Source organism: Candidatus Eisenbacteria bacterium (assembly GCA_020847735.1).
Taxonomy (GTDB): domain Bacteria; phylum Eisenbacteria; class RBG-16-71-46; order RBG-16-71-46; family RBG-16-71-46; genus CAIXRL01.
On sequence record JADLBL010000014.1, the window covers coordinates 36,097 to 51,003 of the forward strand.

Sequence of the window (14,907 nt, forward strand, 5' to 3'; positions counted from 1 at the left end):
GAAGGAGCGAGAGACACATGAACCGAACCACCCACCGGATCGCGGGCGCGGCGCTCGTGCTGGCCGCCCTCGTGACCGCGGCGACGCCCGCGCTGGCCCGGATGCGCGAAGGCGATCCGGAGTATCAGGATCTCCTCGAGCTCGAAAAGGAATACCAGGTCGGTCCGTACCAGAACGCCACGCCGGGCGGCAAGCCGGGCGCGCGTCCGGCGGCGATTCCCGACATTTTCGGGCCCGGGGCCGTGCTGACGGTCGGAAACGTGTTCATGAAGGTCACGAACTACGGGCTGGTGGGCAATCCGTTCACCAACGTCTCGAGCGACCCCTCCTGCCAGTGGCCGGGGCCGTCGGGAATCGAGTACATGAACTACCTCGGGCTCGCGGTGGCCGCCGTGAATCCGCTCGCCTCCGACCCGACCGCGGTGCGGCGCGTGAGCCTGAACACCGAGTGGCGGCCCGCGACGCTCGATCCCGAGGACCGGATGTACCGCTCGTACGACGGCATCATCAACGGCGGCCGGTTCATCAACGACGACACGGACATCGACCCGCTGACCGGGGACCCGCGAATCGACGAGGATTTCCTCGACGGCCGCGACAACGACGGCGACGGTCGCATTGACGAGGACTTCGGCGCGGTCGGTCAGATGATGTGGTCGTGCGTGATCCGCGACGATACGCAGCAGGCGATCCAGGCGGCCGCCAGCGAGCGCCACGTGCCGCTCGGGCTCGAAGCGCGCCAGTCCGCGTGGGCCTACTCGATTCCCGGATACACCGACTTCAACATCGTCCAGTGGGACATCTACAACCGCTCGGGCCACGAACTCGACTCGGTCTATGTCGGCTTCCGTTCCGACATGGATTGCGGTCCGCTCGAGAAGGCCGACTACTTCTCCGACGACTTCAACATTCCGTTCTACCCGCAGGGCGACTTCTGGGTGAAGACGAAGCTCGACGACGGCCGCTACCAGGGACCGAGTTCGCACGCGCCGCTGGGCGACGACTTTGACGGCCAGCCGCTGTGCCCGCAGTTCAAGGTCCGGATCCAGGGCTTCTCGCTGGCCGACGACGACGGCGACGAGAACAAGACGCCCGGCGCGCCCAGCATCTTCCTGATCAGCCACAGCATCGATCCGCTCGGCATCAGCGGGCCCACCAAGGTCGGCTTCCGTGCGTTCCGATCCTGGACGGGCGGCACGCCGTACCAGCAGGGCGGCAACCCGACGATCGACCAGCAGCGCTTCGAGTTCATGTCGGGCAGCGAGAACATCGATCCGGAGACCGGGTTCATCAACCTGCCGACGGGCGACCAGAAGGGCGACTACACGGACTACTCCTCGATCGGTCCGTGGCGGCACTGGCCGAACAACGGAATGATCAGCGTCGTCATGGGAATCGGCGTCGCCCCGGCGCGGTGGCAGGACGGCTCCCTGCAGCGCTACCTGGCCGCCTACGCGCTCGCCGCCGATCCGACGACGAAGGTGGTGAGCGCCGAGGACACCCCGGCCCTGCTCGACTCCTACTCCGGACTCGCGAACGCCTACGCCGCGCAGGTCGCGTTCGAGGGCAAGTACGACCAGACGCCGTGGATTCCGGTGCCCGACTTCCACGGCCGCGAGTACTGCGTCAAGGCGCCCCCCGGGCAGCTCATCTCGCTTCAGGACTGCCACGACATCGCCCAGCGGCTGGTCGGAGACCGCAAGTACGAGTGCTTCGACATGGACTGCGACTACTGCACCGGCGCGTACGACTTCGCCAAGGGCATCGGCCTCTTCCACCGGACGTGGCTGGCCGAGGCGCCGCCGCCGAGCCCGGCGACGAACCTGTCCGTCGGCTACAACTACTCCGACAACCCGGACCGCCGCTTCCCGCCTGCGGGTGACGGCCAGGTGACGGTCGCCTGGGACAACCTCTCCGAGACGTCGGTGGACCCCAAGTCGGCGCAGTTCGATTTCCGCGGCTACCGGGTCTGGAAGGTTTCGAACTGGCTCCGACCCGTCGGCTCGGCCGGCCCGGCCGAGGACGACTGGACGCTGCTCGCCGAGTACCGGCTCTTCGACTATGCGCCGTCGAACCGATCGGTCGGCCAGTGCCCGCCCGAGAGCGTCACCGCCGGCGTGTGCACCGCGGCCGACACGCTGTGCCCCCTCGTCTTCGTGCCGCAGAAGAACGCCTACGAGCGCATCTGCCTTCAGTACGGCGACCTTTTCAACCGTCAGAACGGCAGCGTGATCCATCCCGACCCGACGGTGCTGTGCAGGGGCTGGCCGGAGTGCCAGACCGCGTCGGGCTGGCTGAACGGGCAGTCCACCGGTCCGACCACGGAGCGGATCAAGTACCCGGTGGGCCGGTATCGGTACGTGGACCGGGAAGTGAAGAACGGCTTCCTGTACTTCTACTCCGTGACCGCCTTCGACTCGACCGGCTCCGGAGACGGAATCACCGAATTGGGCAGTCGTCGCGCCGCGGTCGAAGCCGAAGGCGTGACGCCGCAGGTCCGGTCCGACGTCGTGAACAACGGCAAGAAGGTCTGGGTGGTGCCGAATCCGTACCGGGGCGCGCGGCTGATCAAGGACCGCCCGTCGTCCTGGGACCTGACCCCGAACGCCACCGATCCCACCGGCACGCACATCGACTTCTACGGCCTGCCCCGGGAGGAGTGGCGCATCAAGATCTTCACCGTGTCCGGCGACCTCGTGACCGAGTTGAGCGCCAAGGACGCCGTCAACGAATCCGTCCGCGGCGAGGCCACCGACGACCAGGGCGTGAAGCACCCGGGGTACAACCGGCAGCAGGACACGCCCGACGACGGCCAGGCCCGCTGGAACCTCATCTCGAGGAACGGCCAGGACGTGGTGAGCGGAATCTACCTGTACACCGTCGAAGTGGGCGGTTCCGTCATCTACCGCAGCAAGTTCGTCATCATCCGCTAGCGGCGAGTGCAAGGAGGAAGAATCGTGAAGAGACTGATCGCGGCAGCGGGCCTGGCGGGTTTGTTGGTGCCCGGACTGGCGCTGTCCGCCAACATCTTCGAAAAGGTGGGCACCTTCGACGGGCAGTTCCTCAAGATCGGCGTCGGCGCGCGCGGCGCGGCGATGGGCGGCGCCTTCGTCGCCGTGGCCGACGATGCCACCGCGCTGTATTACAACTGCGCCGGCATCGCGCGCATTGACGCGGACCGTTCGGAGCTGTCGCTGAACCACGCGAACTGGCCGGCCGAGATGAACTTCGACCAGGTCGGGTACGTCTTCCACATGAAGAAGATCCCCGGCGCGTTCGGCCTGCACGCGCGAGCGCTGACCATGCAGCCGATGGAAGAAACCACCGCGTACCAGCCGTACGGAACGGGCCGCACGTTCGACGCGGGCATGATGGCCTTCGGCTTCACCTACGCGCGGTCGTTCACGGACAAGTTCAGCGCCGGCGTGACGGCGAACTTCATCCACGAAGGCCTCGCCGACCTGAGCCAGCAGACCACGTCCTTCGACATCGGCACGCTCTACGACGTCGGCACCGCGGGAATGAAGATCGGCATGGCGATCCAGAACATCGGCTCGCAGATCAAGTTCATCGATCGTGAAGCGCGCATCCCGGGCATCTTCCGGGTCGGCACCTCGGCGACACTGATGTCGTCGTCGGATCAGAAGCTGATCGGCTCCTTCGAGTTCTCGCACCCGCCGGACAACTCGGAGCGCATGAACGTCGGCGCGGAGTATTCGTTCCGCCGCTACCTGTTCGTGCGTGGCGGCTACAACATCAACCACGACACCGAGGCGCTCGCGGGCGGAGTGGGATTCCACTTCCCGGTGTCGGTCGCCGGCGTCGCCGACGTGGACTATGCTTACACCGACATGCAGGACCTCGGCGCGGCGCACCGCTTTTCGCTGAAGTTCCAGTTCTAGAGGCGCCACCACGCGGTGAACATGGCGCCCTCCCGATCCGCTCGCTGGCCGGCGCGCTTCCTTGCGGGAGCGCGCCGGTCGGCGTTTGCGGCCGTGCTGCTGCTCGCGTGCGCCCTGCGCGAGCCGGCGGGAGCCGCCGAACGGATGGAAGGGCCCCCGCCGTGGAGGATCGGCGGCCGGGTCGGCTTCACGCTCGACACCTGCGTCCGACCCGACAGCTCCGGGCTTTCGCTCGACATCCTCCTGCGCGTGCCTCCGGCGACGCTGGCGCAGCTCTCGCGCGACGATTCGGGGGAGGCGAGGCTGCTCGCGGAAGTCCGGGTGCGGGGCAGATACGGCGCCAGGGTCCAGCAGGACTCCCGCGAGTTCCGCATCTTCCCGGGAGACAGCGCGGGTGGGATCGGTCGCGTGCTCGTCCTGCGCTTTCCCGCCGCGAGCGGCCCGTGCCGGGTGACCGCGAAGCTGACGGACCTTCACTCGCACCGACCGGCGCTGCTCCCCGGAAAACCGCACGAGCAGGGCGAGCTCTCGGGGGAATTCGAGGTGCCACGGCCGCAGGAGGGCCGCGACGCCTCGCAGATCGAATTCTTCTGGCCGCGCGTGGGCGAGGCCCAGGGCGCGATCTTCGAGCGGGGGGGGCGTACACGCGTGCCGAATCCCGACCGGCTCTACGGCCTGTTCGCCGAGGAACTCCTCGCCGGCTTCGAGGTGCGGGGACGTGCGGGCGACCTGCGTCCCTGGCACTGGGTGGCCCGCGTCTACGACGCCCGTGGCGGGGGCGTCGCCCAGCGGGAGAGCACCGCGACCGCCGGACGGTTTCTCGACGCCGAGGCGTCGTTCGACCTCTCGGGCGAACCCGCCGGGGGCTACGAGCTCGAGTTCAAGGCATGGCAGGAGGGCGATGCGAAGGCCCTGATGCGACGCGAACGGTTCAGCATCGGCTGGCAGCCGGACACCTGGCTGCGCAGCGCCGCGGAGGCCAACGACGAGGTGCATTTCCTGCTCGAGTCGGGCGCCGAGGAGGAGTTCGTGCGCATGCATCCCGGTGAACAGGAAGCCTATCTCGAAGAGTTCTGGCGAAGGCGCGATCCGACCCCCGAGACGGCGCTCAACGAGGCGCTCGAGACGTTCCGCGCACGAATCCGATACGCGAACGCCAACTTCACGCGGACCGGCCTCGAGCGCGGAATGTTCAGCGACATGGGCCGCGTCTACATCCGTTACGGCGAACCGTCCGAGATCCTCCGGCAGGTCATACCCGCCGGCGAGTCCACGCTCGAGCGCCAGCTGCAGCAGATCCTCGACACCGAGGATCGCCAGCCCACCGACGTGCAGCAGAAAGGACTCGGCGGCGACATGCGGCCGTTCGAGGTCTGGATCTACGAAGGGGACATTCCGCTCCCGCCGGACGCCGACCCGCGCGAGGAAGCACGGGGACGCTCCCGGCGGCGCCTGCTGTTCCTGTTCGTGGACGAGCAGGGCACGGGAATCTACCGGCTGCGCTACTCGACGGAGTAGCCCTCGCGGCCGCGAGAGGGACCGGCGACCCGCCGTGTCCCTGGATCGCCGCGCAACCGGGGCGTCCCTTGACCCTCGAGCCGGAGCTTGGGCATAGTCCGCTCGCGTTCATCCCGGCGCCGTGAACGCGGCCCGCCAGCGGTCGCGAGCACGTTGCCGACCCTGGCGTCGTAAGGGCCGCATGGCCCGGCGCGACCCGCCGTCTCCCCGGGGTGCGACCGGCTCGATCCGGCGCCTTCGTCGCGGCCCGGCGGGAGCGGGCTCGCGCCGCCGCGCGGCTCCCCGGCACCGCAGCAATCGCATCCGGCAAGGTCCCCTGCAGCGGGCAGGCCGCCGCTCGCACTCCCAAGGAGAGCTCCATGGCCCTCAAAGTCGCCATCAACGGTTTCGGTCGAATCGGACGCCTCGTGGTCCGGGCCGCCGTCGCCCGCAAGTCACCGATCGAATTCGTGCACGTCAACGACCTCACCGACGCGAACACGCTCCAGCACCTGCTCAAGTTCGACACCGTGCATCGGGTCTGGCACGGCATCCCGAGCCAGTCGGCCGACGGCCGGCTCCACCTCGGTTCGGCCGCCGTTCCGGTGACCGCCGAGAAGGACCCCTCGAAGCTGCCATGGGGCGCGCTCGGCGTGGACATCGTGCTCGAGGCGACCGGCAGGTTCACGGACCGCGAGAAGGCGGCGGTGCATCTGGCGGCGGGCGCGAAGTCCGTGCTCGTTTCGGCGCCCAGCAAGGGGGCGGAGCTGACCTTCGTGATGGGCGTCAACGACAGCCTGTACGACCGCTCGAAGCACCGGATCTTCAGCATCGGCTCGTGCACGACGAACTGCCTCGCGCCGGTGGCCAAGGTGCTCAACGACACCTTCGGCATCGAGCACGGCTTCATGACCACCATCCACGCGTACACGAACGACCAGAACATCCTCGATCTGCCGCACAAGGACCTGCGCCGCGCGCGCGCCGCGGGGATGAACATGATTCCCACCTCGACCGGGGCGGCCAAGGCGATCGGCGAGGTGCTGCCCGAGCTCAAGGGCCGCCTGGACGGCCTTGCCGTGCGCGTGCCCGTGCAGGACGGCTCGCTCGTGGACCTGGTCGTCAAGGTGAAGAAGACCACGACCAAGGAAGAGGTCAACGCCGCGATGAAGGCGGCCTCGCAGGGCGCCCTCAAGGGCTACCTCGAGTACTGCGAGGACCCGATCGTCTCGAACGACGTCATCGGCAACGCCGCCAGCAGCGTCTTCGATTCGCTGTCCACGAACGTCATGAACGGCGATCTCGTGAAGGTGATGTCCTGGTACGACAACGAGTGGGGCTTCTCGAACCGGGTGGTGGACGCGCTGCTCAAGATGGCGTGAGGAGGTGAGGCCCATGGCCGTCACGAACACGGCGTTCGCCAAGAAGTCCGTCCGGCATCTCGACTGCGCCGGCAGGCGCGTGCTCGTTCGGGTGGACTTCAACGTCCCGACGAGGGGCGACGAGGTGACCGATGACACCCGCATCGTCGCGGCGCTGCCGACGATCCGCTACCTGCTGCAGAAGGGCGCGCGGGTCGTGCTGATCTCGCACCTCGGCCGCCCGAAGGGCGGACCGGATCCGAAGTACTCCCTGAAGCCGGTGAGGACGCGTCTCGAGCGGTTGCTTCGCCAGCCGGTGGCGTGGGCCGACGACTGCGTCGGACCGGCCGCCGAACAGGCGTCGCGGGCGCTGCAGGACGGCGGTGTGCTGCTGCTCGAGAACCTGCGCTTTCACCCCGAGGAGGAAAGGAACGATCCGGCCTTCGCAGGGCAGCTCGCGCGGCTCGGCGACAGCTACGTGAACGACGCTTTCGGCACGGCGCACCGGGCGCACGCGTCCACCGAGGGCGTGACCCGGTTCCTGAAGCCCGCCGTCGCCGGGTTCCTCATGCAGCAGGAGCTCGAGTATCTCGGCAGGGCGCTCGAGCGCCCGGCGCGCCCGTTCGTGGCGGTGCTCGGCGGCGCCAAGATCTCGGGCAAGATCGACGTGCTCACCGCGCTGCTCGGACGCGTGGACCGCCTGCTCGTGGGGGGCGCGATGATGTTCACGTTCCTCAAGGCGCAGGGGCTCCCCGTCGGCCGCTCGCTCGTCGAGGACGACCGGCTCGAGACGGCGGGCGCCGTGCTCGCGCAGGCGAAGGCGAAGGGAGTGGACCTGGTGCTGCCGGTGGACTGCGTCGCCTCGACCGCGCCCGACGGCACGGCGCCGGGTGTGCCGAAGGCCATCAGCGCGCTGGCCGCGGATGAGATGGGCGTGGACATCGGGCCCGAGACGGTGAAGCTCTTCGCCGAACGGCTGCGCGACGCGCGAACGGTCGTGTGGAACGGCCCGATGGGCATCTTCGAGGTGCCGGCCTTCGCGGCGGGCACGCTCGGCGTCGCGCGGGCGATGGCCGGCCTGAAGGAGCAGGGGGCCGTGACCGTGGTCGGCGGAGGAGACTCGGTCGCTGCCGTGCAGGAGAGCGGGCTCGGCGAGAAGTTCTCGCACCTCTCGACGGGCGGAGGCGCGTCGCTCGAGTTCCTGGAGGGCAAGGTGCTGCCGGGCGTCGCCGCGCTCGAGAACGAGGGGGCCTGATGTCCGCCGCATGGCCGCGCCGGCCACGTCTCGTCGCCGGCAACTGGAAGATGAACCTGCTGCCGGCCGAGGGGGCCGCGCTGGCCCGCGAGCTGATCGCGCTGCGCGCCGCCGATCCGGTTTCCGCCGCGTGCGCCGTCGCGATCTGCCCGCCGTTCACGGCGCTCGCCGCCGTGGGCGAGGCCCTCAAGGGCAGCGGCATGCACCTCGGCGGGCAGAACGCGCACTGGGAAGCCCGCGGCGCGTTCACGGGTGAGGTTTCCTGTCCGATGCTTGCGGCGCTGGGCTGCCGCTTCGTCGTGATCGGGCACAGCGAACGACGTCACGCCATGGGCGAGACCGACGAGCAGGTGGCGAGAAAGCTGCGCGCGGCGCAGCGCGACGGGCTGATGCCGATCGTCTGCACGGGCGAGCTGCTGGACGAGCGGGAGTCCGGCCGCACCGCCGAAGTGCTGGTCCGACAGATCTCCGCTGCCTTCGTGGGGCTGACGCCGGAGGCGGCGCGCGCCACGGTCGTCGCCTACGAACCCGTCTGGGCCATCGGCACCGGCAAGGTGGCGACGCCGGGACAGGCGAGCGAGGCCCACCGGGTGATCCGCGCGACGCTCGACCGCGTCGTGGGGGCGGAAACCGGGAACGCGGTCGCGATTCTCTACGGCGGCAGCGTCAACGCCGGCAACGCCGCGACCCTGTTCGCCGAGGAGGAGATCGATGGAGCGCTCGTGGGAGGGGCCTCGCTGGAGGCGGCGGGTTTCTGGAAGATCGTGGCCGCCGCCTCGTCCCGGGCCTGACCGCGGGGCGCCGATCGCTCGCGGAGGACGTCGCCGGCGGTTTTGACGACCTCCGGCACGGCTGCTAGATTCTCCGCCCGCTTCCCGCGCCACGGCGGCGCGGAACCAGGAATCCCTCTCCAGAGGTCGGCATGTACGGCGTCGTACTCGCGCTTCACCTCATCGTCTGCCTCGCGCTCGTCGCGGTCGTCCTCGTCCAGTCGGGTCAGGGGGGCGGGCTCGCCGGCGGCGCTTTCGGCGGCGCAACGCAGACGGTCTTCGGCGGCCGCGGGGCCACGGACTTCATCACCAAGGCCACCGTCTGGCTGGGGGTGACGTTCTTCGTCACCTCGCTGGTGCTGGCCAAGATGACGACCGGGACGGTCAGCAGCGGCGCGAAGCGAAGCCTGATCCAGCAGCAGGCCCGCAAGGCGGCCCAGTCGGCTCCGGCGGCGGTCCCGTCGTCCCCGGGCGCGACGCCGGTGCCGGGGGCGGCTCCGTCGGGCGGGGCGCCTGCGCCGTCGCCGGCGGGCGGCTCGCGCTGACGCGCGGCCCGCGGGAGAACATCCGTGCCCGGGTGGTGGAATTGGTAGACACGTACGTTTGAGGGGCGTATGGGGAAACCCGTGCGAGTTCAAATCTCGCCCCGGGCACCATCAGGAGATCGGCCGGGCCTCGCGCGACGCGCGGGGCCCGGTGCGTTTTCGAGGGAGCGGTCATCGCTCCGACGCGCGGATTCCCGGAATGAGGAGACGCCCGCCGGGGTACGAGGGGCGGGCGTCGGGTCGGGACGGGAGGTGCGAATGCCGCTAGGGAAGAATTTCCTGCACGTAGCCTTCCATCGTCTCGCCGTCGATGTAGCCGACGACGCGACGAACGATCTCGCCCTTGCGGTTGATGAAGAACGTGGTCGGGATCGAGCGAATCGGGCCGTAGGCGTCGAGAACTTCGTCGTTGGCCATCGCGATCGTGAACCGCACGCCCAGGTCCCGCGCGAAGCGCCGCACCGGTGCCGGCCCGGTTTCGTCCACCGACATGCCGATGACCGCGAGTCCGCGTTTGGCGTAACGCTGCTGCATGCTGCTCAGGTGCGGCATGCTCGCCCGGCACGGGGCGCACCATGTGGCCCAGAAGTCCACGATGACGGGCCGGTTCCGGTAGTCGGAGGAACGCACCGCACGCCCCTCCACGCTCTTGACCGAGAAGGCGGGAGCGTGGTTGTCGCCGGCGCCCGCGGGCACCGCGAAAGCGCCGATCGCGAGCAGGACGGCGAGGCCGATGGATTTCGGGTGGGGGAGCGCTGGAGACCGCACGGCGTGTCCTTTCGCTGCGATGACGACGATGTGTTCGGCCGTTCGACACACGACTCTAAACCCTCGCGAGGGTGTCGCACGCCCGGGAGCGGCGAAATTTTCAGGCACTTGACCGCCGCGCGCTTCGTCGCGGGGTTCGCGGGTGTCTCGCGGGTCCGCGCGAGTCGCGCGTGTGCGCGGTGTGAATGCCCGCCGCCCCGAGCCGCGCTTTGCTCTGGGTGCCGGCGGCGCGCTGTGCTAGCGTGCCGACGCTCTCCCGACACCACCCCGACCGGCCCGCTCGGGTCCGGACCGACTTCACAAGGAAGGTGAAGCCGATGGAAATGTCCTTCGTCGTTCTGCAGCTCGGGGGCGGGGTCCGCTCCACGATCCCCTCGCTGATCGCGCACGCGAGCCTGTTCTCCAAGGGCGTGTTGCTGCTGCTGCTGGTCATGTCGGTCTATTCGTGGGCGATCCTCTGGGACCGGCTGCGGCTCTACGCGACGGCCCGGCGACAGGACGCCTCGTTCCTCACCGCGTTCCGCCGCCTGGGCGACGCCGCCGACTGCCGGCTCGTGGCCGAGCAGCATCCGGCCAGCGTCCTGGCGCGCACGGCGCTCGCCGGCCAGAAGGCGCTCGAGCAGTACTCGTCCGAGCACATGGGCCCCGCGGCCCGCTGGGAACTCGCGCAACACGCCATGGACCGGGCCGCCAACGAGGAGGTGGCCTCGCTCGAACGCCACGTCGGCTTCCTCGCGACCACCGGCAGCGTGGCGCCATTCGTCGGCCTGATGGGCACCGTGTGGGGCGTCATGGTGTCGTTCGTGAACATCGGCGCCCAGGGCTCGGCGACGCTCGTGGTGGTGGCGCCCGGCATCGCCGAGGCGCTGATCGCGACCATCGCCGGCCTCGCGGCCGCGATTCCGTCGGTCATCGGTTACAATCATTGCCTCGGCCGGCTGCACGAGGCGGGCAATCGCGCGTCCTCCTTCACGGCCGAGTTCCTCGCCGGCAGACTCGGAGCGCAGCTCAAGTGATGGCCGCCGGGGGTGGCCGGCGCCGGCCGATGGCGGAGATCAACGTCACGCCGCTGGTGGACGTGGTGCTGGTCCTGCTCATCATCTTCATGGTGACCGCGCCCTTCCTCTCCGGCGGGCTCGAGATCGACCTGCCGAAGGTCTCCACGCGCGGACTCGACGTGCACGAGGGCCTGATCGTCAGCATCCGCAGGGACCTGACGCTGGCGGTCGGGGAGAAGGTCGTGCCCGCGCGCGGCTTCGAGGCCGCCCTCGTGGCCGCCCGCGCCGCCGAACGCCCTGTCTTCCTCAAGGCCGACCAGGCCGTGCCCTACGGAACCATCGTCGAGTACATCGCGCGCATGCGTCGCGCCGGCGTCTCGCAGCTCGGCCTCGTCACCGAACCTCCGAGGACGCCGCGATGAAGAGCGCGGTCGCCGGCTCGGCCGCCGTGCACCTCGGGCTCGCCGCCGTCGTGCTGCTGTGGCGCGCGGGTGGCACGGTGCTCGTGCCCGGCCCCGACGTCGTCCAGGTGTCGCTGGTGGACGCCTCGCTGGCCGCCGCCCCCGCGGCGGCGGCGGCCCCGGCCGCGACGCGGCCGGGCGAACGGGCGCCGACCGACGAACCGGGCGTGCGCATCGAAAAGCCGAAGAAGCGCGAGCCGCGCAAGCCTGAGGACGCGCTCCCACCCGCGCCCGCGCGGCCGGCCACCCCCGCGCCGGCACCGAAGGTGGCGCTGCCCTACGCCGACGTCGGCGGCGGAATGCGCGGGCAGGTGGCGGTGGACGCCAGCAACTTCGAGTTCGCCTACTACCTGCAGCAGGTGCGCGTGCTGATCGCGCGCAACTGGACGCCGCAGCCCGGCCTGCCGCCGGGCACCCGCGCCGAGGTCTACTTCCGGGTCTCGCGCGACGGTTCGATCACCGCCCCGGTCGTGGAGCGGCCGAGCGGCAACGATTACTTCGATCAGTCCGCGCGCCGCGCGGTGCTGGTGACCGGTCACCTGCCCCCGCTGCCGCTGGGCTGGGCGGGCGCCGACCTCGGCATTCACTTCGGTTTCGAATACTCGGGAGACTGATGCGAACCTCTCCGTTCGCGATGCTGTCGCCGTGGGTCGCCCTGCTCGCGCTCGCCTCGGCGGCGCTGGCGCAGGACGTGCGCCTCGACATCCGCTCGGGCGCCTCGAGCCGGCTGCCCATTCGCTGCCTGCCCCTCGCGCCGGCGGGCGACCGCGACGCGCGCACGAGCAGCGTTCAGGCGGACGAGGTGCTGGCCTCCGACCTGCAGGCGTCCGCGGTGTTCCAGGTGGCGAAGGCCTGGGACCCGGGCGTGCTCGCGCCGCCTCCCGCCCAGGCCGACATCGGCGGCAAATGGACCGTCAACGGCGCCTCCGTTCGCCTGGCGGGCGAGGTCGTGGACGCGACCAGCCGCAAGGCGATCCTCACGCGCGAGTACCGCGGTCCGCTCGCGCGCTGGCGCGAACTCGTCCACCGGTTCGCCGACGACATCGTGATGCAGTTCACCGGCGAACCCGGCGTCGCCTCGACGAAGATGGCGTTCGTCGCCCAGGAAGGCCGCGCGAAGGAACTTTGGGTGATGGATGCCGACGGCTGGGGCGCCCATCCGCTCACCGCGGACGGCTCGATCGTGCAGTCGCCGGCCTGGGCGCCCGACGCCTCGCTGCTGCTGTTCACTTCCTATCGGGGCGGGACGGGGCCGCAGCTCTGGGTGCTGTCGCCGGAGCAGCGCAAGCCGTTCCTCGTCTCGGGCCGGCCCGGGCTGAACACCAGCGGAGCCTACTCGCCCGACGGCCAGAGCATCGCCTGCACGCTGAGCCGCGACGGCAACGCCGAAATCTACCGGCTCGACGCCCGCGGCGGCTCCCCGCAGCGCCTGACGGATTCGCGGGGAATCGACACGTCTCCCGCGTGGTCGCCCACCGGGCGCGCGATCGCCTTCACCTCGGACCGCTCCGGCCAGCCACAAGTCCATGTCATGGATGCCGACGGCAGCAACGTGCACCGCTTGACGTATGACGTGAGCTACACCGACTCTCCGGCCTGGTCCCCGAAGGGCGACCGGATCGCGTTCGTGACGCGAACCGGCGCAGGCTTCGATATCTGGATGTGCCGACCGGACGGCAGCGGCGCGACGCCGGTGGTCACCGGCGGCAGCAACGAGAACCCGCGCTGGTCGCCTGACGGCCGGCACCTCGTTTTCACGTCGAACCGCGACGGCAGCCGTTCCCTGTGGGTCAGCGACATCGACGGGGCGGAGCCGAGGAAGCTCGACACTGGAGGCCGCAAGGCATTCTCACCCGCATGGTCCCCTCGCATCACCGGCGAGGTCCGGCCCTGAGGCCCGCCATGCATCGCCCGAGAAGGAGTTCCCGCATGCGTCTTGCCCCGATCCGCTTCGCGGCCCTCGCCCTGATGGCGGCGGCCCTCCTCGCAGCCGGTTGCGCGAAGAAGACGACGCCGGTCCAGACCGCCCCCGTTCCGCCGTCCACGACGCCCGCGCCGACGCCTTCGACGCCCGCGCCCGTGCCGACGCCTCCCGCGCCTTCGACTCCCGCCGCCTCGATCTCGGACCTCGCGACCGTGCACTTCGCGCTCGATTCCTCGGCGCTCGACGACGCGGCACGCGCGATCCTGGACCGCAACGCCAGGCTGCTTCGTGACAACGCCGACTGGACCGTGACCATCGCCGGCAACTGCGACGAACGCGGAACCGTCGAATACAACCAGGCGCTCGGAGAGCGGCGCGCCCTCGCGGTCCGCGACTACCTGATCGCCGCCGGCGTGCCGGACTCGCGACTCAAGACGATCTCCTACGGCAAGGAGATGCCGGTGGACGACGGTCACGACGAGGCCGCCTGGGCGAAGAATCGCCGGGCGGATTTCTCTCGGTGACGCCCGCCGGGGCCGCGGCTCCCCTCCGGCGTGGCGCGGGCGCGATCGCCGTGCTCGTGCTGCTCGGTTCGTCGGCGCTGACCCCGGGCTGCTATACGACGCAGCTCGGGCTGCTGCGCTCGGGACTCGACAGCCTGCGAGCGCAGGTGGACACGATGCGCGCGAACGACGCGGTCGCGGCCCGCCTGATCGAGGACACGCGGCGTGAAGTCGGGGAGCAGCGCGACCTCGTCCTCAGCGCGCAGGCGCGGCAGTCGTCCACACAGCGCGACCTGGCGGACCTGGTCTCGCGGCTCGAGGGACGTCTCGACGAGGTGCTGAGCCGCGTGACGCGGGTGAGCGAGCGGTCGGGAGCCTCGCGCCCGCCCGTGGCTCCGCATCCGGATGCCGGCAGCGTGCCTGCGGCCGGCGGAACGGCTGCGCCGGGCACGCCGGCGACCTCGGCGCCGGCATCGCCCTCCGGGCCGAGCCCCTCGCAACTCTTCGACCTCGCGACCCGCGATCTCACCGAGGGTCGCTACCCGCTCGCGCTGCAGGGCTATCGCGAGTTCCTCGCGAAGTTCCCGGACACCGAACTCGCGGACAACGCGCAGTACGGCGTCGGCGAATGCTTCTTCGCGCAGGCGGCGTTCGACAGCGCGGCGGCCGAGTACGCGAAGGTCGGGGAACGCTGGCCGCAGGGGGACCGCGCCCCGGCGGCGCTCTACAAGCTGGCGCTCAGCCAGGAGCGGCTCGGCCGCTCAGCCGACGCGCGCGCGACGTTCGAGGATCTCGTCAAACGCTTCCCGGCTTCGAGCGAAGCCGGGCTCGCCCGCGACCGCATTGGCGCCTCGCGCCGCTGAAGGGCACGGGCGTCGGAACCGCGCGCGGCGCGCTCGCGCCGCGCGCCTTTCCGTCCTGAC

At 70.3% G+C, this 14,907-nt stretch carries 14 protein-coding genes and 1 tRNA gene; 14 read left to right on the forward strand and 1 reads right to left on the reverse strand.

What is annotated here, in order from left to right; all coding sequences use genetic code 11:
* Window positions 1-17: 17 nt before the first annotated feature.
* The 8 genes from IT347_06010 (at window position 18) to IT347_06045 (ending at window position 9,441) form a co-directional block, all read left to right on the forward strand.
* Window positions 18-2,933 (forward strand): hypothetical protein, encoded by a 2,916-nt coding sequence (locus tag IT347_06010; protein MCC6349130.1) that lies wholly within the window; start codon window positions 18-20, stop codon window positions 2,931-2,933.
* A 24-nt stretch (window positions 2,934-2,957) separates the two neighbouring features.
* Window positions 2,958-3,902: a PorV/PorQ family protein gene (locus tag IT347_06015; GenBank protein ID MCC6349131.1), complete on the forward strand. Its 945-nt coding sequence runs from the start codon at window positions 2,958-2,960 to the stop codon at window positions 3,900-3,902.
* 21 nt (window positions 3,903-3,923) lie between these two features.
* Window positions 3,924-5,420, forward strand: a complete 1,497-nt coding sequence (locus IT347_06020) for a GWxTD domain-containing protein (GenBank protein ID MCC6349132.1) — start codon at window positions 3,924-3,926, stop codon at window positions 5,418-5,420.
* Between the two features lie 359 nt (window positions 5,421-5,779).
* Window positions 5,780-6,781 carry a type I glyceraldehyde-3-phosphate dehydrogenase gene (gap, locus tag IT347_06025; GenBank protein MCC6349133.1) on the forward strand — a complete coding sequence of 334 codons (1,002 nt, stop codon included), beginning with the start codon at window positions 5,780-5,782 and terminating at the stop codon, window positions 6,779-6,781.
* Window positions 6,782-6,794: 13 nt separating this feature from the next.
* Complete coding sequence (locus IT347_06030; GenBank protein MCC6349134.1) at window positions 6,795-8,015, forward strand: phosphoglycerate kinase; 1,221 nt, start codon at window positions 6,795-6,797, stop codon at window positions 8,013-8,015.
* Window positions 8,015-8,806 (forward strand): triose-phosphate isomerase, encoded by a 792-nt coding sequence (locus IT347_06035; protein MCC6349135.1) that lies wholly within the window; start codon window positions 8,015-8,017, stop codon window positions 8,804-8,806. The genes IT347_06030 and IT347_06035 overlap by 1 nt, the downstream gene beginning before the upstream one ends.
* Window positions 8,807-8,937: 131 nt before the next feature.
* Window positions 8,938-9,330, forward strand: coding sequence for a preprotein translocase subunit SecG (gene secG, locus IT347_06040; protein ID MCC6349136.1), 393 nt, complete (start codon window positions 8,938-8,940; stop codon window positions 9,328-9,330).
* A 26-nt stretch (window positions 9,331-9,356) separates the two neighbouring features.
* Window positions 9,357-9,441, forward strand: a tRNA-Leu gene (locus tag IT347_06045).
* A gap of 153 nt (window positions 9,442-9,594) precedes the next feature.
* On the opposite strand, the gene IT347_06050 is transcribed toward IT347_06045, so the two are convergent.
* Entirely contained in the window at window positions 9,595-10,098 is a 504-nt protein-coding gene (locus IT347_06050; protein MCC6349137.1) for a TlpA family protein disulfide reductase, read from the reverse strand.
* Window positions 10,099-10,421: 323 nt separating this feature from the next.
* On the opposite strand from IT347_06050, the gene IT347_06055 reads away from it, so the two are divergent.
* The 6 genes from IT347_06055 to ybgF are packed head-to-tail and all read left to right on the forward strand — an operon-like array spanning window position 10,422 to window position 14,847.
* A complete protein-coding gene (locus IT347_06055; protein MCC6349138.1) occupies window positions 10,422-11,114 on the forward strand; it encodes a MotA/TolQ/ExbB proton channel family protein in 693 nt (230 codons plus the stop codon).
* Window positions 11,114-11,518, forward strand: coding sequence for a biopolymer transporter ExbD (locus tag IT347_06060; protein ID MCC6349139.1), 405 nt, complete (start codon window positions 11,114-11,116; stop codon window positions 11,516-11,518). Before IT347_06055 ends, IT347_06060 begins: the two co-directional genes overlap by 1 nt.
* Window positions 11,515-12,171, forward strand: coding sequence for a TonB C-terminal domain-containing protein (locus IT347_06065; protein ID MCC6349140.1), 657 nt, complete (start codon window positions 11,515-11,517; stop codon window positions 12,169-12,171). Before IT347_06060 ends, IT347_06065 begins: the two co-directional genes overlap by 4 nt.
* On the forward strand, window positions 12,171-13,451 hold the full coding sequence (locus tag IT347_06070; protein ID MCC6349141.1) for a PD40 domain-containing protein: 1,281 nt from the start codon (window positions 12,171-12,173) through the stop codon (window positions 13,449-13,451). The genes IT347_06065 and IT347_06070 overlap by 1 nt, the downstream gene beginning before the upstream one ends.
* Window positions 13,452-13,486: 35 nt before the next feature.
* Entirely contained in the window at window positions 13,487-14,005 is a 519-nt protein-coding gene (gene pal, locus IT347_06075; protein ID MCC6349142.1) for a peptidoglycan-associated lipoprotein Pal, read from the forward strand.
* Entirely contained in the window at window positions 14,002-14,847 is an 846-nt protein-coding gene (gene ybgF, locus IT347_06080) for a tol-pal system protein YbgF (protein ID MCC6349143.1), read from the forward strand. Before pal ends, ybgF begins: the two co-directional genes overlap by 4 nt.
* The last annotated feature ends 60 nt before the right edge of the window (window positions 14,848-14,907 follow it).

What these genes read in the sequence shown, in the direction of transcription:
- IT347_06010 (MCC6349130.1), top strand. Translation starts at nt 18, where the DNA reads ATGAACCGAACCACCCACCGGATCGCGGGCGCGGCGCTCGTGCTGGCC.
- IT347_06020 (MCC6349132.1), top strand. Translation starts at nt 3,924, where the DNA reads ATGGCGCCCTCCCGATCCGCTCGCTGGCCGGCGCGCTTCCTTGCGGGA.
- gap (MCC6349133.1), top strand. Translation starts at nt 5,780, where the DNA reads ATGGCCCTCAAAGTCGCCATCAACGGTTTCGGTCGAATCGGACGCCTC.
- IT347_06030 (MCC6349134.1), top strand. Translation starts at nt 6,795, where the DNA reads ATGGCCGTCACGAACACGGCGTTCGCCAAGAAGTCCGTCCGGCATCTC.
- IT347_06035 (MCC6349135.1), top strand. Translation starts at nt 8,015, where the DNA reads ATGTCCGCCGCATGGCCGCGCCGGCCACGTCTCGTCGCCGGCAACTGG.
- secG (MCC6349136.1), top strand. Translation starts at nt 8,938, where the DNA reads ATGTACGGCGTCGTACTCGCGCTTCACCTCATCGTCTGCCTCGCGCTC.
- IT347_06055 (MCC6349138.1), top strand. Translation starts at nt 10,422, where the DNA reads ATGTCCTTCGTCGTTCTGCAGCTCGGGGGCGGGGTCCGCTCCACGATC.
- IT347_06060 (MCC6349139.1), top strand. Translation starts at nt 11,114, where the DNA reads ATGGCCGCCGGGGGTGGCCGGCGCCGGCCGATGGCGGAGATCAACGTC.
- IT347_06065 (MCC6349140.1), top strand. Translation starts at nt 11,515, where the DNA reads ATGAAGAGCGCGGTCGCCGGCTCGGCCGCCGTGCACCTCGGGCTCGCC.
- IT347_06070 (MCC6349141.1), top strand. Translation starts at nt 12,171, where the DNA reads ATGCGAACCTCTCCGTTCGCGATGCTGTCGCCGTGGGTCGCCCTGCTC.
- pal (MCC6349142.1), top strand. Translation starts at nt 13,487, where the DNA reads ATGCGTCTTGCCCCGATCCGCTTCGCGGCCCTCGCCCTGATGGCGGCG.